Origin of the sequence: Kosakonia sp., assembly GCF_032052965.1 — a bacterium.
Lineage (GTDB): Bacteria > Pseudomonadota > Gammaproteobacteria > Enterobacterales > Enterobacteriaceae > Kosakonia.
This window is the reverse complement of the sequence record NZ_DAMBVN010000012.1, coordinates 19,867-39,094: the sequence shown is the minus strand read 5'-3', so window position 1 is coordinate 39,094 and position 19,228 is coordinate 19,867. Positions and strand designations below refer to the sequence as shown.

At 50.8% G+C, this 19,228-nt stretch carries 12 protein-coding genes, 1 tRNA gene and 1 pseudogene; 5 read left to right on the top strand and 9 right to left on the bottom strand.

All coding sequences use genetic code 11. The annotated features are described in order from the left end of the window. Window positions 1-112 precede the first annotated feature (112 nt). From mzaE to RTX30_RS14945, 8 genes and pseudogenes are all read right to left on the bottom strand, one after another. The gene (mzaE, locus tag RTX30_RS14980) at window positions 113-1,882 is read right to left on the bottom strand and encodes an MZA anti-phage system associated AIPR family protein MzaE (RefSeq protein WP_312690953.1); all 1,770 of its coding nucleotides are present in this window, start codon (window positions 1,880-1,882) and stop codon (window positions 113-115) included. Beyond that, window positions 1,869-2,897, bottom strand: a complete 1,029-nt coding sequence (mzaD, locus tag RTX30_RS14975; RefSeq protein WP_312690952.1) for an MZA anti-phage system associated PD-(D/E)XK motif protein MzaD — start codon at window positions 2,895-2,897, stop codon at window positions 1,869-1,871. Before mzaD ends, mzaE begins: the two co-directional genes overlap by 14 nt. Further along, window positions 2,881-5,739: an MZA anti-phage system associated Z1 domain-containing protein MzaC gene (gene mzaC / locus RTX30_RS14970; RefSeq protein ID WP_312690951.1), complete on the bottom strand. Its 2,859-nt coding sequence runs from the start codon at window positions 5,737-5,739 to the stop codon at window positions 2,881-2,883. Before mzaC ends, mzaD begins: the two co-directional genes overlap by 17 nt. Next, window positions 5,736-7,238, bottom strand: a complete 1,503-nt coding sequence (mzaB, locus tag RTX30_RS14965; RefSeq protein WP_312690950.1) for an MZA anti-phage system associated ATPase MzaB — start codon at window positions 7,236-7,238, stop codon at window positions 5,736-5,738. Before mzaB ends, mzaC begins: the two co-directional genes overlap by 4 nt. Beyond that, window positions 7,235-9,307 carry an MZA anti-phage system associated sigma-70 family RNA polymerase sigma factor MzaA gene (mzaA, locus tag RTX30_RS14960; protein WP_312690949.1) on the bottom strand — a complete coding sequence of 691 codons (2,073 nt, stop codon included), beginning with the start codon at window positions 9,305-9,307 and terminating at the stop codon, window positions 7,235-7,237. The genes mzaB and mzaA overlap by 4 nt, the downstream gene beginning before the upstream one ends. Window positions 9,308-9,812: 505 nt before the next feature. Next, a pseudogene (locus tag RTX30_RS14955) lies at window positions 9,813-10,937 on the bottom strand (IS3 family transposase). 302 nt (window positions 10,938-11,239) lie between these two features. After that, on the bottom strand, window positions 11,240-12,445 hold the full coding sequence (locus RTX30_RS14950; protein ID WP_312690948.1) for a phage integrase central domain-containing protein: 1,206 nt from the start codon (window positions 12,443-12,445) through the stop codon (window positions 11,240-11,242). Window positions 12,446-12,637: 192 nt separating this feature from the next. Beyond that, window positions 12,638-12,714 (bottom strand) — tRNA-Arg (locus RTX30_RS14945). Window positions 12,715-13,052: 338 nt separating this feature from the next. Between RTX30_RS14945 and folD the strand changes: the two genes are divergently transcribed. From folD to RTX30_RS14920, 5 genes are all read left to right on the top strand, one after another. Next, window positions 13,053-13,919, top strand: a complete 867-nt coding sequence (gene folD, locus RTX30_RS14940) for a bifunctional methylenetetrahydrofolate dehydrogenase/methenyltetrahydrofolate cyclohydrolase FolD (protein ID WP_312690947.1) — start codon at window positions 13,053-13,055, stop codon at window positions 13,917-13,919. Between the two features lies 1 nt (window position 13,920). Beyond that, a complete protein-coding gene (gene ybcJ / locus RTX30_RS14935) occupies window positions 13,921-14,133 on the top strand; it encodes a ribosome-associated protein YbcJ (RefSeq protein WP_061497011.1) in 213 nt (70 codons plus the stop codon). Between the two features lie 232 nt (window positions 14,134-14,365). Next, a complete protein-coding gene (locus tag RTX30_RS14930; protein ID WP_312690946.1) occupies window positions 14,366-15,865 on the top strand; it encodes a PTS transporter subunit EIIC in 1,500 nt (499 codons plus the stop codon). 66 nt (window positions 15,866-15,931) lie between these two features. After that, complete coding sequence (gene malI / locus RTX30_RS14925) at window positions 15,932-16,948, top strand: Mal regulon transcriptional regulator MalI (protein WP_312690945.1); 1,017 nt, start codon at window positions 15,932-15,934, stop codon at window positions 16,946-16,948. Window positions 16,949-17,106: 158 nt separating this feature from the next. Then, window positions 17,107-17,628, top strand: a complete 522-nt coding sequence (locus RTX30_RS14920) for a metal-dependent hydrolase (protein WP_312690944.1) — start codon at window positions 17,107-17,109, stop codon at window positions 17,626-17,628. A gap of 65 nt (window positions 17,629-17,693) precedes the next feature. On the opposite strand, the gene cysS is transcribed toward RTX30_RS14920, so the two are convergent. Continuing rightward, entirely contained in the window at window positions 17,694-19,079 is a 1,386-nt protein-coding gene (gene cysS / locus RTX30_RS14915; RefSeq protein ID WP_312690943.1) for a cysteine--tRNA ligase, read from the bottom strand. Window positions 19,080-19,228 lie beyond the last annotated feature (149 nt).

Genomic DNA, 19,228 nt, shown 5'->3' with positions numbered 1-19,228 from the left:
GCCACAGCCATCTTGGCGGCGTCAGTCCTGAGGCCTTTGAACAGGTCTCGTCGTGAGGACAGGATATGTCTACGGTTGTGGGGTCAGTCCAAAAATGACTCAGAGGTGTCTGTTAAACCCCTGGCGATTGAATTTTGCTGCGCACATAGTCCCAGCATTCAGACTTCTTCGCCCATTCCGAAACCATCCTGCCGTTCGCGGATTCATTAAGAAGACTATTCACCTGGTGGGCTAAGCTGACAAGACGGTCACCCACCGTTTGCTGAATGTCCTGCCGATTCCAGATCTCTGCCAGATCCGTTTGGTTGCCATAAAGGTGTGAATAAGCGGCCACAGTATAGGCGGCAATATTCCCCTTAAATGCGGGAAAAAGGGAATTAATCAACTTATAGGCTTTCTTATAAAGAATGGCCTGCGCGATGTAATTTTTAAAAGTCTCAATGTTCAATTCATCCCCATAACGCTCATTATCTTTATCGATCATCATCATTAATGCAGCAAAGTTCTTCTGCCCGCCGAGACTGACCAAATCCGGACGCTTGAGCCAAGCACAGTGATATTTTGCAAAATCCGTTTTCGTTATCCGGCGAGAGGGAGGAATTGCGTCTTTTAACCGTTTGATTCCAGTCGGTGTTTTACCTTCGCGCTCCAGCATGACCTTATAACTGCCATTCGCGCGCTCGTAAAACCAACGGCTGTACCCGTCCGGGCAATACACCGTGTTAGCCATTTTTTCCAGCTGCACATGGAGAGGTCGATTGGCTAACAGATCGGAAATATTAACTTTATTCTGGCTGTTCGAGAAACGCGAAATATCCGCAATTAACATTTCTTCCTGTGCATTATTCGTCTGTTTCAGTACGATGACTTTTGCGGGTACACGCACGTTACGCAGATTAGTTGCCGGGAATTTCTTTTTGGTGAAAAACATGGAGGCCGTCGTTTGCCCACCGTTGACAATCTGCATTCCCTGCATCCACGCAATACCAGGGCCACCTCCCGGCGCTTCCCCAAGCCTGACCTGATCGGCAACAATCACGATGCCATTATTATAAGCCATAAAGCGTTCAGGCTGCTCACGTAAGGTGTCTCGAATACCCTTGTTGACTTTCCCCGTCTGGCTCAGAAATGAGCGAACATTCGCCTCCAGAATCCGGTTACCATATTTTTCATAGATAAATCGCAGCGTCTCTCCAGGAACCACCGTCAGCGCATAATCATACTCACCCATTTCATCCGGGATCCAGACGCAGGGAAGTGCACCTCCCGCTACCTCATCAAAATTAACCTGTAGTTCATCGCGTGGCTTACCTTCCTGCCAATGGTTAAACAGGCGGACAATGTCCATGACCTCTAACTTAATGGTTTTACCAGCCACATCACGGGACTGATACCAGCGGGTTTTCACCTGACCATCGGTCAGTACATAAACTCTGATTTGTTCTAGTTCGGTATAGGACTGTTCGATGGTCGTCACCAATTGCCAGACGTCGTTGGACTGGTCCAGCGTGGATGATAATTTACCGTCAACACACTTCTGTAAAAATTGAATGCAGTGGCTGGCTATCGATTTTGTCTCGGCATCCGGGATGTGACAAAGCTCATCGCTACCGTGATAAATACTGACAAAAAGGTCAAGTTGATCGCCATCTTCTGAGAAGGCATAACCGCTGAGACGCAGATTGTGCCCACTGACTTTCGCCATAAAGTGACACGTCTCGGCATCGTCGAATGTCATGCCGATATCGGCCATATGACGCATGACGATATCAGTAAAAATCAGCTCCTGAAAAGGTGACTCAACCCCAGGCTGAGCCATCTGCTCCTGATATTCCTTGCGAATCTCATTCTGCGTTTGAATTAAAAAGTCAATAAGTTCCATACGGTAATCCTGCAAAGTCTGACAAGCAGTGGTTAAAATTTTGAGCCTGAGGAATGAGTGCCTGAAGTTCAAGTTGATAGCGCGCACTCACAACCGGCAACGGAACATTGGTATGCGTCAGAGAGGGGAAATCCTCTTCAATGGGGAGCGCGAACGCCTCTGTCAGCAGGAAATGACGTGTATAGAATTCAGCATGTTCTCTGAAATATCCAACGTGACAAAGCGATCCCTCAAAAAGATAGGCCGCCTGAGAGTCCCCCTCAAACCGCTGACGAAGGCGGTTAATGATGTCATTCAGAGTCGCTCCGGTGGGATGCTCGCTGAAGCGCAACCCGCACAACACGAGCGAGCCACGCCGCTGCCAGTCCAGTTGTTCAAGAGAGTGGATGGTTACGCAAAAACCCTGCTCTGCTGTGGTGCTTTTTACCTCAATGGCTCGTTCATCAAGTTCAAAATCCTGTAGGCCATGCTGCGGTCCTACCCATGCTTCGACTGCGGTTGACGACACAAGACCGCACTCTATTAACCGTTCCAGACACGTCAGCTCACCAATTAACCCTACCTCTTCTTCGTGACTAAGTGGACGGGTATCCCGCTCCATAAACGCCTGCCATAAACGAATTCGACGTAACAGGGTATCAAACAGGCGCGGTTCAGAAACGTTCAGGAGCGAATGGAGAATATCCAGAATCATCGTCGTAAAGACATCCGTATTTCCCGTTTGCTGGCGACGGATCATCAAACCGTTCTGCCGCCCCTCCTCTGTTCCAGTAATCTCAACACGAAATCCTTTACAGGACGGCAGTGCCATCGCCCCCGATGAAAGAGGATGAGGAAATGCCACAATCAATATTTCCTCATTATCAGGCTGGCGACGCCCGGCATGAAAACTGCATCCTTGGTGCGTAAAAAGTCGAATCCCACGCCAGCCCTGAACGCCTGGCTGTTCGTCAATTTGAGATCGATCTAAAGCTTTCCAGGCCGCCAGCAGATCGTCTTTACTCAGCCGCACCATACTCTTGCTCCCACAGTACGTTATTCACTTTATACTCGACCGTTACCCCACTGGGGCTTCCCGGAAAACTGATACTAAAAGCAACTACAGGCAAGGCATCGTCTTTATATTCCGTTGCCGACAATGCCTGTTGTGGGTCTAGTAAGTAAATGAGCATTAATCCTTTTTGACGCTGCGGCGGGATATCGTTTATGCCAAATCCCTTGATCCTTCGTAGTACCAAGCCACTAGGAATGACGGGCTCCTCTCGCCCTTCATTGCGTCCAGGATAGGCATGAAAAATACGCTGCGTTTCTTCCAGCCCGGCAAGCCAAGTCGATTCATCGCAATCAATCCCTTCATCGCGTGGAGAAAGTAAGCGTCCAATGGAATAGCGGTCAGTTACCCCTTCTACCGCTTTACGCATCATAAGCGGGACGGGGAAACCACAAACATCGTGATGACGATCGACACCACCTCCTATCACTGCCACCGTCCATAGGGTGAGTTCGTCGACACGATTCATCCGTGTGATGAAATCCGCCAGCAGTTTGCTGTTAGCTTTTCTGGCCTGAGCATGGGTCTCATATTCTGTCAAGAAATCAATGATCGGCTCGGAAGAGACGTTTTGCCAAATGACCCCACTCCATTTTTCAATCTTCTCTCCACGTCGTCTCTCTGGGATAGGCGCGCAAGAACCAACACGCCCGGTCAGACGCTGGAAGGCAGCATAGTTACGCTTGTGATACTCAGGTTCTTTAAACAACGAAATCGTTTCGATCACCGTGCCACTGAAAGAGAGCCATAGTGAACGCGCGCTACGCATTTTTAAGGGTGATGTCACCATTAATACAGGGTGTGATTTCACTTTTAACCCAAAATCACGCGGAGTTCCGCCGCTGGCGACCATATTATCAAATTCTTCTCTCAACTCTTCCGACGCATCTGCAATGTGCTCAAACCATTCAATCAGCTCATCGGTGGTATACAACCGACATACGTCCAGATATCCCTGGCGATAGCCAAACCAGCGTCCCATCTGCATTAACGTGTCATACATGCGGGAAGCGCGTAAGAAATAACTGGTGCACAATCCCTCAAGCGTTAACCCTCGGGCCAGTTTATCTCCGCCAATCGCAATGACTTTTAACCCTATCGCACTGTCCGAATAATCAAGTGCATCCTTCGCCGTTCCGTTTATCATTCGCACAGACACGTTTTCGATCACGGTGTACAGCTTGTTGACAATCTCCCGCCACGCGAAAACGTCGTCCGGAACCTGCTGCTGCATTACGTCGCGAATCGTCTGACAAGTCGGCAAAAAATCGGCCTGCCAGAGTGACTCAAGTTGATGTAAAAAAGGCTCGTGTCCAATCCTTCGCGTCAGTCGCTGCCTCACGTCCTGAACATAGGCGTCAATATGTTCATAAACAACCGATTGCACCTTATTGAAGCGAGTTACATGGACTAGCATTGAACTGTGTTTGTCTCCCTGACCGCGTAACTCCCTGACGCAGCACGCCAGTAAAAAGCTGTCGATGGCTTGTTTTAACGAGTCCGGAAAATGGGTTAGCGTATCCAGCCTGGGATAGTGCGAACTCTTATGAGAAACCGGCATCCACCCTCGTTTTCCGTCATCGCTACAATGATCGCTCACTCGCCTGATCAAAGGGAGTTCGCCGGTCCGACCTTCCGCAGTGGATCGACCAAATACCCGCGCAGGGCCGATGTAGTTAGAGGGGGTGCCGAGATTAATGATAAAGGCTGAAGGGAATAAATCAGGGCCTTCATCACGCGTTTCATTACTTTCGTGAATAAAGATATTGGCAAAGGGGGTGGCGGTATATCCGACATACGCCTTACGGCTGAATTGCATCAACAGTTTGCGAATAAGGCTATTGATTGCCGTTGGCTGATGTTCAGCATCCGGTTTTCCATCATCATCGTAGACAATTTCTCCCGTATCAACTGAGGCATTATCTGCTTCATCATCAATCATCAGCAGCGGTAATTCCGAAACAAAACGCTTTCCGGTGACGGGGTCGACGCTAGTAGCCACATGGTTTTCAATCCAGGTCTGCAGCCGCTTCAAAATAGACTTATTCTTCTTTACAACGAACAGCCAAGGGCGTTGCTCGGGGCTGATCCCCAGATTCTTAGCCACTCCAGCACTAAAGTCGCCTTTTTCAGATCGATTGGTGACATAATTGGGGCGAATGACGGGATCGCTATCAATATCGCCCACCCCAATGATGGTCACTTTTTCTCTGAGTGGACTCGTTTCATAGCCAAGAAATCCTTCATCAAGACGCATTTGAGTTTGCGAACGGAGGTTATTATGCAAACCAGCAAGCACAATGATTATCTTATATCCCGCATCTGCGGCTTTACAGATTAGTCCGGTATAGTGACTGGTTTTCCCCGACTGTACATGGCCAACCACCAGACCACGCCGGTCCCAGCGCCCTTCCCGGCCCGGCTGCTCGAGTAATTCCAGAACACGATCCGTTGAACGGTCAAGGGTATCCAGAACTCCCCAAGGCATCGTTTTGCCAAGCCACTGCCGATATCGATGCCAGTAGCGCCATTCGCGTTTTGCGTCAGCGGTCAGCCAAGGTTGATGTCCTTCATTATTACTCAGAGAAGTATCTTCTCCCATCCAGATGCTGTAGCGGCGGATGAGTTCTTCGACAAGAATTTCCCGGTTATCAAGGCGGGTCCACTCAGGTTTCATCTGACAAACCATATCAATACGTTGGCGCAGAATGCCGGGCGTGAACGTGCTTTTATCTTGGTCTTGCAGGAACGTTTGCACAATCTGCAATACACTCAGTTGCGTGTCATCCAGGGGATTCAGACTCATAGCGATTTCTCGTGTTTATCGTCGGGGAGTTGTGCAATTAGTTCGGGATAATTATCGAAGGGTTCCATATTTTGCAGATGCTGTTTCGCCAGCGCCGGTGACATAGCCTGCCGTCCAACCATAGCCTGGTACATGACCTGCAATACGGACAAAACCTCTGCAGTCGGCGCGGTTTCAAAGCCTGTCCGCGGCGTCTCTTTTGTCTCAGCCGTATCAAGCCAGATTTGCTGAACCGGAACGGTTTCCTCAATCAGTCTTAACATGGCCTGAATTTGCCGGGATAACTCTCCTGCCTGCGAAAGGATATTGCTAATAACAGGATGTTGTAACGAAATCTGGTAACGAACACCGTATGACGTCTTCTGCGCCTGCCAGAGATGAACGAGTTCCTCGCCGGGCTTGCGCTTATTCATTTTCCCGCGTTTTGCAAATGTCCGTACTGCACGATCGCGCGTTGATTGCGCCAGTTGGGTTAACCAGGGACGCAGCGAAACCGGCGGGCGCGCCATCGACTTACGAATATCAATCTTCCAGTCAATGTCGGCGTCATTAGGGATATCCAGACGAATCCGTGCAAGACGGTGGGTTTCATCTTTCGTCCAGGCCCGGGGACTACCGAGTCCAAGCCAGTTGCCCGCCACCAGCAATCGCTCATTCCGGTATACATAGAATCCTTGCTGAGCAGTCCACCCTGCCGGGCCTTGAGCCAGTTGGTACTCCTGAGTCGTCAGATGATCCTGATGCGGCAGGACATGGCACTCCACTTTCACTGCTGGAGCGCCTGGCGCCATTGCCGAAGGCGAATGCCAAGGCTTGGAAGGATGTCCGCTGAGAAAGGGATCCCAAGCTTTAATTTTACGGCCATTGAGGGTGAGAGTGAGTCGGGGAGAGTTCCCCTCAAGGAATCGGTGAAATACCATCCCCAGATGTTGTTCAACGCCATCCATCAGATTGAGGAAATCTTTCTCACCATAGCCGGGGGTGACAATTCGGTCTAAAACGTCCCACAGCACCACCGTACCGTGGGAGTCAGGTTCCGCATTTGCTAACGCCTCCTGACTTCCTGGATCAGCACCTTCAAGCAAATACCAACCGTCGTCCGTACTTGCGGCGAGAATGTCCAGATCCCACCGCAGGATGGTCGTTATCCCCTCTTTTTTGGAATAGACCGTCAGGCGGCGACATTGCGAAAAGGAGGCGGTTTTGAGTCCAAGGCCGAAGCGGCCCAGATCGTGTTCTGGACGCTTTGTCAGTGGGTTTTTAACACCCAAACGCATTGCAAAATCCAGTTCAATGGCCGACATGCCGCAACCATTATCCCGGACAACGATATAGCTATCCGACTCGCGCCAGTGAAATATAAGATCGACCTTTCGGGCTCCGGCACTAATGCTGTTGTCGATGATGTCGGCCAGTGCTGTGGCGGTGTTATAACCGAGCCCTCGCAGAGCTTCGATCATAATTGCTGCATTCGGTGGCGCATGGCGCATGGTGGTCATTCTTCTTCTTCCTGCATATCACTTAGCGCGGTTTCCCACGCCTCAACGAAACCGCCTAATTTCGACGCACGGCTGTGATGGCGTAGTTTACGGAGCGCTTTAGCTTCTATTTGACGTATCCTTTCTCGCGTGAGATCAAATTGCTTACCGATCTCTTCAAGGGTGAAATCTTGTGTCATGCCGATACCGAAACGCATTTTTATGATCTGTTTTTCGCGTGGCAAAAGTGTATCCAGAACCGATGAAATACTGTCCCTGAGTTCGAGAGATTGAACAGGAGCACTGGTGATATCCTTTCTGGTTAGCAGCGCGTCTCCCGAGAACACCACTTCGCTGTCTAGGGCGTCGTCATGAAAATCGCCAATCAGCACTGTCTGCTCTTCATATTTTGCCATGTGAAGAAGTTGACGCTCTGGCAGGGTGGTCATTTCCTGTAGCAATCTGTGGCTAGGCGTTATTCCCTGGCAATGTAGCAACTGATCCCGACAACTCCGCCAGCGTCTGAATTGCTCATAGAAGTGAACGGGTAAACGGATGAGCTGCGCCTGATCGGCAATCGCACGGGTGATCTTCTGACGGATCCACCAGGAGGCATAGGTAGAAAATTTAAATCCGCGTCGATAGTCGAATTTTTCAACGGCCTTGATCAAGCCCAGATTGCCTTCCTGGATAAGGTCCTCGATATCTAATCCTCGCCCGCAGTGTTTTTTCGCAATCGCGACTACCAGACGCAAATTAGCGTGGATTAACCCCTCCCAGGCATCTCTGTAACTACTGACATACAGACTCATTTTATGGCATTCAGCAGGGATGAGCGTTCGGGCGCGCTCGACTATCTGTTGCAGGTCAGCGTACTCCGGGCGCGGGATATGATTATTCTGGTACTCTTCTGCTTTTCCACTTCTCAGCAGAAAGAGCAAATCGTTAAAGCTGATGGCGTCATCGTCATCGGATGCGGAAGACATTTCCTCATCAGCTTCTTCCGCGTCGTCTTCCTCTTCAGAAATCTCAGGCGCTGGTGCCGGAAGATGATTCGGATGTAGCAACTGAAGACATTCTGCTTCGGGTAATCCCGCCAGGATCGTCATCAAATTGATAAGCGCCGTATCCATGCGCTGCCCGAGTCGCTCTTCCTTTGTTTTATCCACGACATCCCATTGGCGAATGTCCACAAGATAACGTTCAAAGATGGACTGCCGCAATGCACCGAAAGCGTCAAACCAGAGCTCGAGATCGTCACTCGCCGCTAATGCCCCATAGGCATCACTTTCAGGGAAAGCATCATCGCCAACCACAATCAGAGGTAAGTCTTTAATCAATGCCTCTATGCTGACCTGGAGTTCAGACCACGGCATACCGAAATCCTCTTCCCCGGCAAAACGGATGTCACGCACTGAGACACGACCGGCATCTAGTGCGCCAGCGAGCAACATTGAGAGATGAGGGTAATTTTGCGAAGAGTGAGAAACTGGCGTCGGTGGGTCAGGAAGCGTGAGTTCGATATCGCTCCACTCAGCAGCGTCATCTTTCGGGCGATAGCGGGATAATAATTGCTGAGCCTCAGCGGAAGCTTGCCGTAATGTCAGATTATCTTCGGCGGGTTCCGATTCGACCTCAGCATCCCACTGCATAAAATCCATTGCGGCTTCGGTTTCGGTTTCGGTTTCGGTTTCGGTTTCGGTTTCGGGAGGTTCTGTTTCAACATCGGTTTCGACTTCAACGTCTGCATCATCAACTGGCCCCCATGCTGGTTGCTGCCCGGCAGGTGGAGGAGATTGTCGGTAACGGGCCAACAGATCACGCAGTGTTTGCTCCTGCGCGAGGTCACTGGCGCAAAACCCGAGGTTGTTTTGATGTTCAACGTCGACACCCGCGCGCAATAACATTTCGCAAATAGCGAAATGCCCATACTGGGCCGCAATCATCAATGGGCTATTTCCCAGAGAATCTCGTGAATGTTTCGGCAATCCCCTGCTGATATGAAACTCCACCACGGAGGAGACTCCGCTTTTTAGCGCCCGAATAAGTAAAGGGGGAATGCGATAAAACTCAGGAACAGAGCGATGCATGTTGACAGTCTTTCCTTGTAAACCACACCCGCGGAAATGCAATCTATCTTATAGGGAGAAAATCGAATTTGGTACTGTATATAATAAATGATCTATCAATTTAGGTGATCTTCATCATCAATTGCAAATATTGTTGGGACTGCTCTCAATGCAGATATTACAATTGAAATTTAACATAACCACTTGAAAAATAGTGTTATGAGGTCAATATGGCGTTCTGATAAAGAATTCACCCTAGAGTTCGGTCAGACTCACTCAACGCTTGTGAGCCTATTTTCCCGGCGTATCAAAAGGCATGCTCGATATAAACGACCAATTAAACTAAAGTACGTCCCGCTACTCAACCTTCGGTTTCACTTTAGGCTTCATCAGAATGATTTTTATCAGTTCAGTGAAATTATCACATTTAAAGAAATAATGTTGACCTGCTCCCCGTTGATTAACATATCGCGATGTTAATAATGCCTTCATTATGACCCTGACCCCGAATATGATCCAGCCGTAATCAGGAATAACCGGCTTCATGTTGGCTGCATATATTCTGGCTACCGGCAGACTTCTCAGCAAATTCAGATGGCGTCATCCAGCCCAGTGCAGAATGGGGACGTCTCTGGTTATGGCGTATGCGCCAGGCCCCGATTTTGCACCGCGCATCCTCCAGGGACATGAACCAGTTCTCGTTCAGGCGCTCCTGGCGCAGCCTGCCGTTGAACGACTTCACCGTGGGATTGTCCGTTGGTGTTCCCGGCCGGGAAAAGTCTATACGGATCCCCCGGTCATACACCCACTGGTCCAGCATTTTTCCTGCAAATTCAGAGCCGTTATTGGTTTTCAGCAACTGTGATAAGGGGCGTCTGAGAGCAATACTGTTCAGCATCTCCGCCACTTCCGTTGAGCGTAGATTCTGGCCCACACAGATCCCCAGGCATTCACGTGTGAACAAAATCGATTATCGTCAGCAGGCGTAACCGCCTTCCGTCAAACAGCGCATCGGAGACAAAGTCCATGCCCCAGATATGGTTCGGATACAGTCCCTGAGGCTGTGGCTGTCGCCGCTGTGCCGATTTATTGCGATGAAGCGTTTGAGACGGAGGGACAGGCCCTGCTCGCTGTAGAGGCGGTAAATGCGTTTATGGTTATCTCGCCAGTCCTCCCGACTGAGCAGGATGTGAACCCGCCGGTAACCGTAATGCGCGCGGGTTTCCGTGATCTCGCGGATACGCAGGCGCAGCGCACTGTCATCGGCCGCCACAGAGCGGTAACGGAACGAAGTGCGGATGACCTGCAGCGCAAAACAGGCCTGCCGTTCGCAGGCCCCGTAGCGCGCCTGTAGCTCCCGGGCCCATATACGCAGCCGTGCCAGCGTCAGGTCTTTTTTGCCAGCACGTCCTGCAGCATCGCCTTGTCGGGGCTCAGATCGGCCACCAGTTTCTTCAGCTGTAGGTTTTCCTCTTCCAGCACGCAAGTGTTTCAGTTCTGAGGGCGAAATCCCGCCGTATTTCTTGCGCTATGTATAGAACGTGGCATCGGAAATACCCAGCTTACGACAGACCTCCGGCACGGATGTCCCCAGTTCAGCCTGCTTCAGGGCAAAAACAATCTGCTCTTCGGTGGATCGTGATTTTTTCATCGGCACCACCTCCGTTCAGGGAGTGTAGATCATGCCGGCATTCTGTTTCTGAATGGTGCAGGATTTCGGGTCAGGGTCAAACAGATCAGATTGCTATATGAAGCTAACCTGATACTAGTCGAATGCCAGCATCATTATTGGCCACAGCTTGGGAATACCAGGATCATACATGTCAATGCAACGTGAGAATTGATAAATGTAATAGCATGATTTTTAAGGCTTCACCAGAGAGAAAACGTCTATTTTTTTGCAAAAAAGAATCAAAAAAATAACCTGCACACTTATTTGCGCAGGTTACTTTTCTACGGCTTTTTTCTAAGAGGTAATGCAGAGTCATTTACTAATGATTCAAGATAATCAGCATACCACTGTAGCATCCCTCTCCTGTTATCTAAATGCTGTGCATGGTTATAAGTCCCACGAATGGTATTTTTATCCACATGCGCAAGCTGAAGTTCAATCCACGCAGTGTTAAATCCTTCCTCATGAAGAATCGTGCTCATCGTATGCCTGAAACCATGTCCAGTCGCTTTTCCATGATAACCAATTCGTTTTAATACCTGATTTATGCTTGCTTCACTTATTGGTTTAGCAATGTCGTTACGTCCCGGGAAAACCAGATTATACCGGCCAGTTATCATCTGAAGTTCACGCAATGCCTCTGTAACCTGATCAGATAAAGGCACCAAATGAGGACGCCGCATCTTCATCCTTTCGACCGGAACTTCCCAAACTCGCTTGTCAAAATCAAATTCTTTCCATTCAGCCAGACGAAGTTCAATGGTACGAACCCCCGTTAGCATCAAAATGCGCGTCGCAAGCCGTGTTATTGGACTTCCCGAATAAGCCTCTAAGGCCTTCAAGAAATCTGGCAACTGGTCAGACAGTAGATGAGGATAGTGAGTTGATTTCGCCGTAGTCAGGGCGCTGGCAAGTTCGGCAAAGGGATTGTTTTTCGCTCTACCCGTAACGATGGCATAAGTGCAAACCTGTTTGCAGGCCTGACGAACCTTCCTCAATTTATCGAGCACGCCACGCTTTTCAAGTTTGCGTAGTGTGGTGAGAGCCTCTAATGGTTCAATCTCTGCTATTGGTCGTTTGCCGATATCAGGAAATATATCGTTCTCAAACGCCTCCATCAGATCTTCGGCATACCCCTTTGACCAATTGGGCCGCTTATATTCATGCCATTCCAGTGCAACAGATTTAAACGTATTTTCTACAGCGACTTTACGCGCCTGCTTTTCTACCTTTTTCTTCTCACTGGGATCAATGGAATTGGCCACTTGCCGTTTTGCTTCATCTCTGCGCTGCCGGGCTTCGGACAACGAGATTTCCGGGTAAACACCGAGTGCCAACATCTTTTGTTTCCCATCGAAACGATATTGCAATCGCCAGTATTTAGACCCATTGGGATGGACCAGCAGATGCATCCCTTCCCCATCAGTAAGCTTATAAGGCTTGTCCATTAGCTTCGCACTTCTTACCTTCACATCGGTTAATGCCATTTGAGGCCCCCATGCTGGCTGTTGGTACAAAATTTTATCGAACGGGGAGATACCATCACATATACCAACAAATACTACTTGATGTACATTGATACGAGTAGAGCTCGGTAGAATAACGACGCGCTAAATTCAGACAACACCTTGAATTTTAGGCATAAAAAAGACGTCAGTTGACGTCCGTTTACTTGAAAATGGTACGCCCTACAGGGTTCGAACCTGTGACCTACGGCTTAGAAGGCCGTTGCTCTATCCAGCTGAGCTAAGGGCGCATTGCGCGGATGGCCCACCTTTGCGGTGGAAACGGCTGGAATTATACGGTCAGCGCCTGGTGAGTCAATGAATTTTCCGTCGCTTGCTTGCTAAGTGACCGAAAACATACATTTTCAAGGGATTCGCACGATTTTCTGGCTCAAATGCTCACTCCGCATACTTATCTGTCGACTCTTTGCGCCCAAATTCCGCTCTTGCCTGAGGATCATTCGTTGTCATCGCCAGGATGACGCCCAGACGAGCACGAAATCCGCAAACGGTAACTGACAGCACGCCGCGCTTCTGCCAAAATAGCGCCATCCCCCTTAGTTGAATGACAGATGGAATCCTCTCTCTGATGGCAGCAAAGATTATAGATGGTAAAACGATTGCGCAGCAGGTGCGCTCTGAGGTTGCGGAAAAAGTACGGGCGCGTCTGGCGGCCGGAAAACGCGCCCCTGGCCTGGCCGTCGTGCTGGTGGGCAGCAACCCTGCCTCGCAAATTTATGTCGGCAGCAAGCGCAAAGCCTGCGAGGAAGTGGGTTTCATCTCCCGCTCTTACGATCTGCCGGAAACCACCAGCGAAGCCGACCTGCTGGCACTGATCGATAAACTGAATGCCGACGTCACCATCGACGGCATCCTGGTTCAATTGCCGCTGCCGGCGGGCATCGACAATGTCAAAGTACTGGAACGTATTGCACCGGACAAAGATGTTGACGGTTTCCATCCGTATAACGTCGGTCGCCTGTGCCAGCGCGCACCGCGTCTGCGTCCGTGTACGCCACGGGGCATTGTAACGCTGCTTGAGCGTTACAACATTGATACCTATGGCCTGAATGCCGTCGTAATTGGCGCCTCCAATATTGTTGGTCGTCCAATGAGTATGGAACTGCTGCTGGCCGGCTGCACCACCACGGTAACGCACCGCTTTACCCGCAATCTGCGTCACCATGTGGAGAATGCTGACCTGCTGATCGTTGCGGTCGGCAAGCCAGGATTTATTCCTGGCGAGTGGATCAAAGAAGGCGCGATCGTGATTGATGTCGGCATTAACCGTCTGGAAAGCGGTAAAGTCGTCGGCGATGTGATTTATGAAGAAGCCGCAGCGCGTGCTGCATATATCACTCCGGTGCCAGGCGGCGTTGGGCCGATGACCGTGGCCACGCTAATCCAGAATACGCTGCAAGCGTGTGAAGAATATCATGATGTAGAAGGCGCATAAGATGGCAACATTTTCTCTTGGTAAACACCCGCACGTTGAACTGTGCGACCTGCTGAAGCTGGAAGGCTGGAGCGAAAGTGGCGCGCAGGCGAAAATCGCCATTGCCGACGGTCTGGTGAAAGTCGATGGCGCAGTTGAAACGCGCAAACGCTGCAAGATCGTGGCCGGGCAAACGGTCAGCTTCGAAGGGCAAAGCATTACTGTGACGGCGTAACCCCCTTACTGGCCGGGACAGGCGTTGTTGCCCCGGCTTTTTTATTGTTATCTCCCTTCTTTCATCACGGTTAATTACCGATCGTTCTCAAAGAATCACAATCTCATCTGGCTGAATGTAAAAATTCAGTTGCGGGAAATGCATGCCTCACTCACGATAAGTAGAACGTTTTACTAGAACGTTATACTTACAATAACAGCGCTAAAAGAGCGCACTTTCGGGGGAGATCAGCATGAGTCTGATATCGGGTTTTGTTAAATCGTTGTCGAAGTTATCGATGATTGGTCGCGCACTCATGCTGCCAATCTCATTACTGCCAGCCGCAGGCCTGTTACTGGCTTTCGGCGATAAATTCCACCTGCCTTTGATGATGAATGCAGGTGGCGTTATTTTTGACAACCTGCCAATGCTATTTGCTATCGGCTCTGCTGTCGGACTGGCGTCAGAATCCGGTATTGCGGCGCTGTCTGCAGCCGTATCGGTGTTTATTACCAACATTACGATCGGCACTATGTTGAGTATCACACCGGAAATGGCATCGCAGGGCGGTAAATATGCGATGGTGGTCGGTATTCCAACGCTGCAAATGGGCGTATTCGGCGGGCTTATTTGCGGGATCCTTGCGGCCTGGTGTTATAACCGTTTCCATACCATGCAGTTGCCCGAGTTTCTTGGGTTCTTCTCCGGTAAACGCTTCGTCGCTATTGCTACCGCCTTTCTCTCATTCGTGCTCGGCCTGCTACTGCCTTATGTCTGGCAACATATTCAGGCAGGCATTGATGCGCTGTCACTGATCGTCAACGGTGATAACCAGGCGGCGTCGACCTTTATCTTTGGCCTTGTCGAGCGTGCGCTGATCCCACTCGGTTTGCATCATATCTGGTATCCCTCGTTCTGGTACTCGTTTGGCGACTACACCACTCAGGCGGGCCAGGTGATCCACGGCGATCAGACCATCTGGTTTAAGATGCTGGAAGAAGGCGTAAAATCCTTTAGTAGCGACACTTACCAGAACGCCGGGAAATTTATGCAGGGTGAATTCCCGCTGATGCTGTTTGCTCTGCCGGCCGCCTGCCTTGCGATGTATCACGAAGCACATACCCGCAACAAAAAAATCGCTTTCGGGATCCTGTTCTCTGCCGCGTTGACCTGCTTCCTGACGGGGATCACTGAACCGGTTGAATTTACCTTTATTTTTGTTGCCCCCATTCTCTACGTCTTTAACGCAATTATGGCCGGTCTGGCCTACATGACGATGTATCTGCTGCATGCGCACATTGCCAAATCGTTCTCCGCTGGCTTTATTGATTATCTGTCATTCGGCATCCTGCCGTCCTTTAACGGCTACCAGACGAATTTCCTCAATGCAGTGATCGTCGGTATTCCCATGGCGTTAATCTACTACTTCACTTTCCGCTTTGTGATCCGCCGCTTCGACGTGAAAACACCGGGGCGGACGGAAGTGACCGCCACCGCGGATGATAAAAGCGATAGCGAACTGGCCACGGAGATTATTGCTATGCTCGGCGGAGCACACAATATCGATTCGGTTGGCGCCTGCATCACTCGTCTGCGCCTGGAAGTGGCAAAAAGTGATGTAGTGGATAAAGATGGCCTCAATGGACTGGGCGCACGTGGCGTGGTGTTCGTCGGTGATAACGGTATCCAGGTTATATTTGGTGCAAGGGCACAATTTATCGCCCAGACCATGTCCACAATGATTGGCAAGTAATAGACTGGCGGCCTGGTGTGTGTCGCACGCATCAGGCTGCATAGCGTGAAGTTTCAGGGAGTGAATTTGAAGAAAGTCAGCATCATTGATGTCGCAAAACAGGCGGGTGTCTCGGTTTCTACCGTCTCACTGGTGCTTCGCCAGAAAGGGAAAATTTCTGATGCGACAATCGCAAAAGTCCATGCGGCTATCGAGTCACTCGGCTATGTTCACAACGTCGCCGCGGCTAACCTTCGCGCCAACACCTCCAATCTGATAGGCCTGATCCTGCGGGATTTTGGCGACAGTTTTTCGATTAAAGTCATGGCCAGTATCGTGCTGGAGCTGGAAAAACAGGGTTACATGGTGTTCCTGGGTCAGCCGCTTAACGACGGCGATCATCTGGAACGCTGCCTGCTCTCGTTTAAACAACAAGGCGTGGCGGGAGTGATCTATCTGGCATCGGATACCCGCTCCACCGTTCTGCCTGATCAGATCCGCACCTGCCCGCTGCCGCTGGTGGTGGTCTCCCAATCTTTACTGAACGAAACCTGCAACCTGGTGATGCGGGATAACCGCCAGGCGGCCAGTCTCGCGACACGCTATTTGATTGAGCGCGGCCACCGCAATATTGCTTACGTTGGCGGCATTGAAGGCGATCTTATCCGCCAGCAGCGCCTGCTTGGTTTTCGCAGCGCGATGAACCAGCACGGGTTAGTGCTACGGGAAGAGTCAACCCCCGCCTGCAGCGATGGTACGCAGGCCGCGAGCTATGCGGTCCGGCAATTATTAGAAAAGAACAGCACGCTCACCGCCCTGCTCTGCCACTCTCCGGATGCCATCATCGGTTCTATTGCCGGAATTCATCAGACTGGCCATACCGTCGGCAAAGATGTCTTTCTGTCGCAACAAGTGGCGCTGGTTGGCTTCGAAGATATGCTGCATGTCAATCTCACCTCGCCATCGTTTACCTATGTCTCTTCCGCCAGCGAAGAAACAGGTCGTCAGGCGGCAGGCCTGATGATACGCAAGCTGAAAGAACCTGAACTGCAAACACAGCGCATTACATTGTCCGGTCAATTGATTGTGCGGGAATCGGCGTAATGTGTAGCACCCTTTAGAAAATGACCCGGTGAGCAGCTGACTGCTGAAAACAGCATTCAATGTCAGCGCCCGCCGCAGATGATAGGGATTCAGACAACACCGCAGTTCATCTTCATCGGGCTGGCGTTATAATTTCTTTTTACTCAGAGACATACCTCATGCCAACCATTGTCACTCATGCCGCCGTGCCGCTCTGCCTTGGATTAGGGCTGGGCAGCAAAGTTATTCCACGCCGTTTATTGCTGGCCGGTATTGGCTTATCCATGTTGCCGGATGCCGATGTACTGGCATTCAAATTTGGCGTTGCCTACGGCAATATTTTTGGCCACCGCGGATTCACACATTCGTTGTTGTTTGCCTTAGTGGTACCGTTGCTGGTCACCTGGCTTTGCAGGAAACGATTCAAAGCCAGCGTGACACGCTGTTGGGCTTTTCTGACGGTGTCGCTGCTGTCGCACAGTTTACTGGATTCGATCACCACCGGCGGTAAAGGCGTCGGCTGGCTGTGGCCGTGGTCGGATGAACGCTTTTTTGCGCCGTGGCAGGTGATTAAAGTCGCGCCGTTTGCATTATCGCGCTACACCACGCCCTACGGGCACCAGGTGATCATATCGGAACTGCTGTGGGTGTGGTTGCCAGGGGTGGTGATAATGGGATTACTGTGGTGGCGCAGACGTTAACGCTGCGCTTAGCAGCCCTGCGCAAAAGAAGACCCGGTAGCCGTGACGCTACCGGGGTATAAGGGTTATTTACGACGCCACGTCGTGCCTTGCGGGCCATCTTCCAGCACAATGCCCATCTCATTCAGACGATCGCGCGCAGCATCCGCTGCAGCCCAGTCCCTGGCTTTACGCGCATCCAGGCGCTGCTGGATCAATTGTTCAATTTCCGCCACTTCCCCTTCATCGGCTTGCGCGCCGCTTTGCAGGAAGACATCCGGATCCTGATCCAGCAGACCCAGCACCGCTGCCAGTTTACGCAAATGTGAAGCCAGCGCGCTGGCCGCGTGGGTATCTTCTGTTTTCAGACGGTTAACTTCCCGGGCCATGTCAAACAGCACGGAGTAAGCTTCCGGCGTATTAAAGTCATCGTCCATCGCTTCAATAAAGCGGGCTTCGAAAGACGCACCGCCGTCTGCCGCCACAGATTTATCCGTGCCACGCAGTGCGGTGTAAAGACGCTCCAGCGCAGCACGCGCTTGCTTGAGGTTCTCTTCGCTGTAGTTCAACTGGCTGCGATAGTGGCCGGACATCAGGAAATAGCGAATGGTTTCAGGATCGTAGTACTTCAGCACGTCGCGCACGGTAAAGAAGTTGCCCAGCGATTTGGACATCTTCTCGCGATCAACCATCACCATGCCGGAGTGCATCCAGTAATTTACGTATTCGCCATCATGCGCACACGTGGACTGTGCGATTTCATTTTCATGGTGCGGGAACATCAGGTCCGAACCGCCGCCGTGAATATCAAAATGCGATCCCAGCTGTTTGCAGTTCATTGCCGAGCACTCAATATGCCATCCCGGACGCCCTTCGCCCCACGGCGACGGCCAGCTCGGCTCACCCGGCTTGGACATTTTCCACAGCACGAAGTCCATCGGATTGCGTTTCACTTCCGCGACTTCAACGCGCGCACCCGCCTGCAGCTGATCGAGATCCTGGCGCGACAGCTGACCATAGGTCGGATCGGTCGGCACGGAGAACATCACATCGCCGTTATCGGCAACGTAAGCGTGGCCGCGTTCCAGCAGTCGTTCAGTAATTTCGATAATTTCGGGAATATGGTGCGTGGCGCGCGGTTCATCATCCGGGCGCAGAATGTTGAGCGCGTCAAAGTCTTTGTGCATTTCAACGATCATCCGGTCAACCAGCGCGACAAAATTTTCGCCGTTTTCGTTGGCGCGTTTAATGATTTTGTCATCAATGTCGGTGATATTGCGCACATACTTGAGGCGATATCCGAGAAAACGCAGGTAACGGGCGACCACGTCAAACGCAATAAATGTGCGGCCATGACCAATATGACACAGATCGTAAACAGTGATACCACACACGTACATGCCGACTTCCCCGGCATGGATAGGTTTGAATTCCTCTTTTTGGCGCGTCAGTGTATTAAAGATTTTTAACATCGAAGATTCCATGTAGACGTGTGTGGAACGAAAGCCGTAGCGAAAGTGGCTTATATTACCCGTAATTCAAACCCGAAGCAGCACACTTTGCAAGGTGATCCAGCCGCGCGGTTATGCTATAACAAGCGACTATCTCTGGCCCGCAGTCG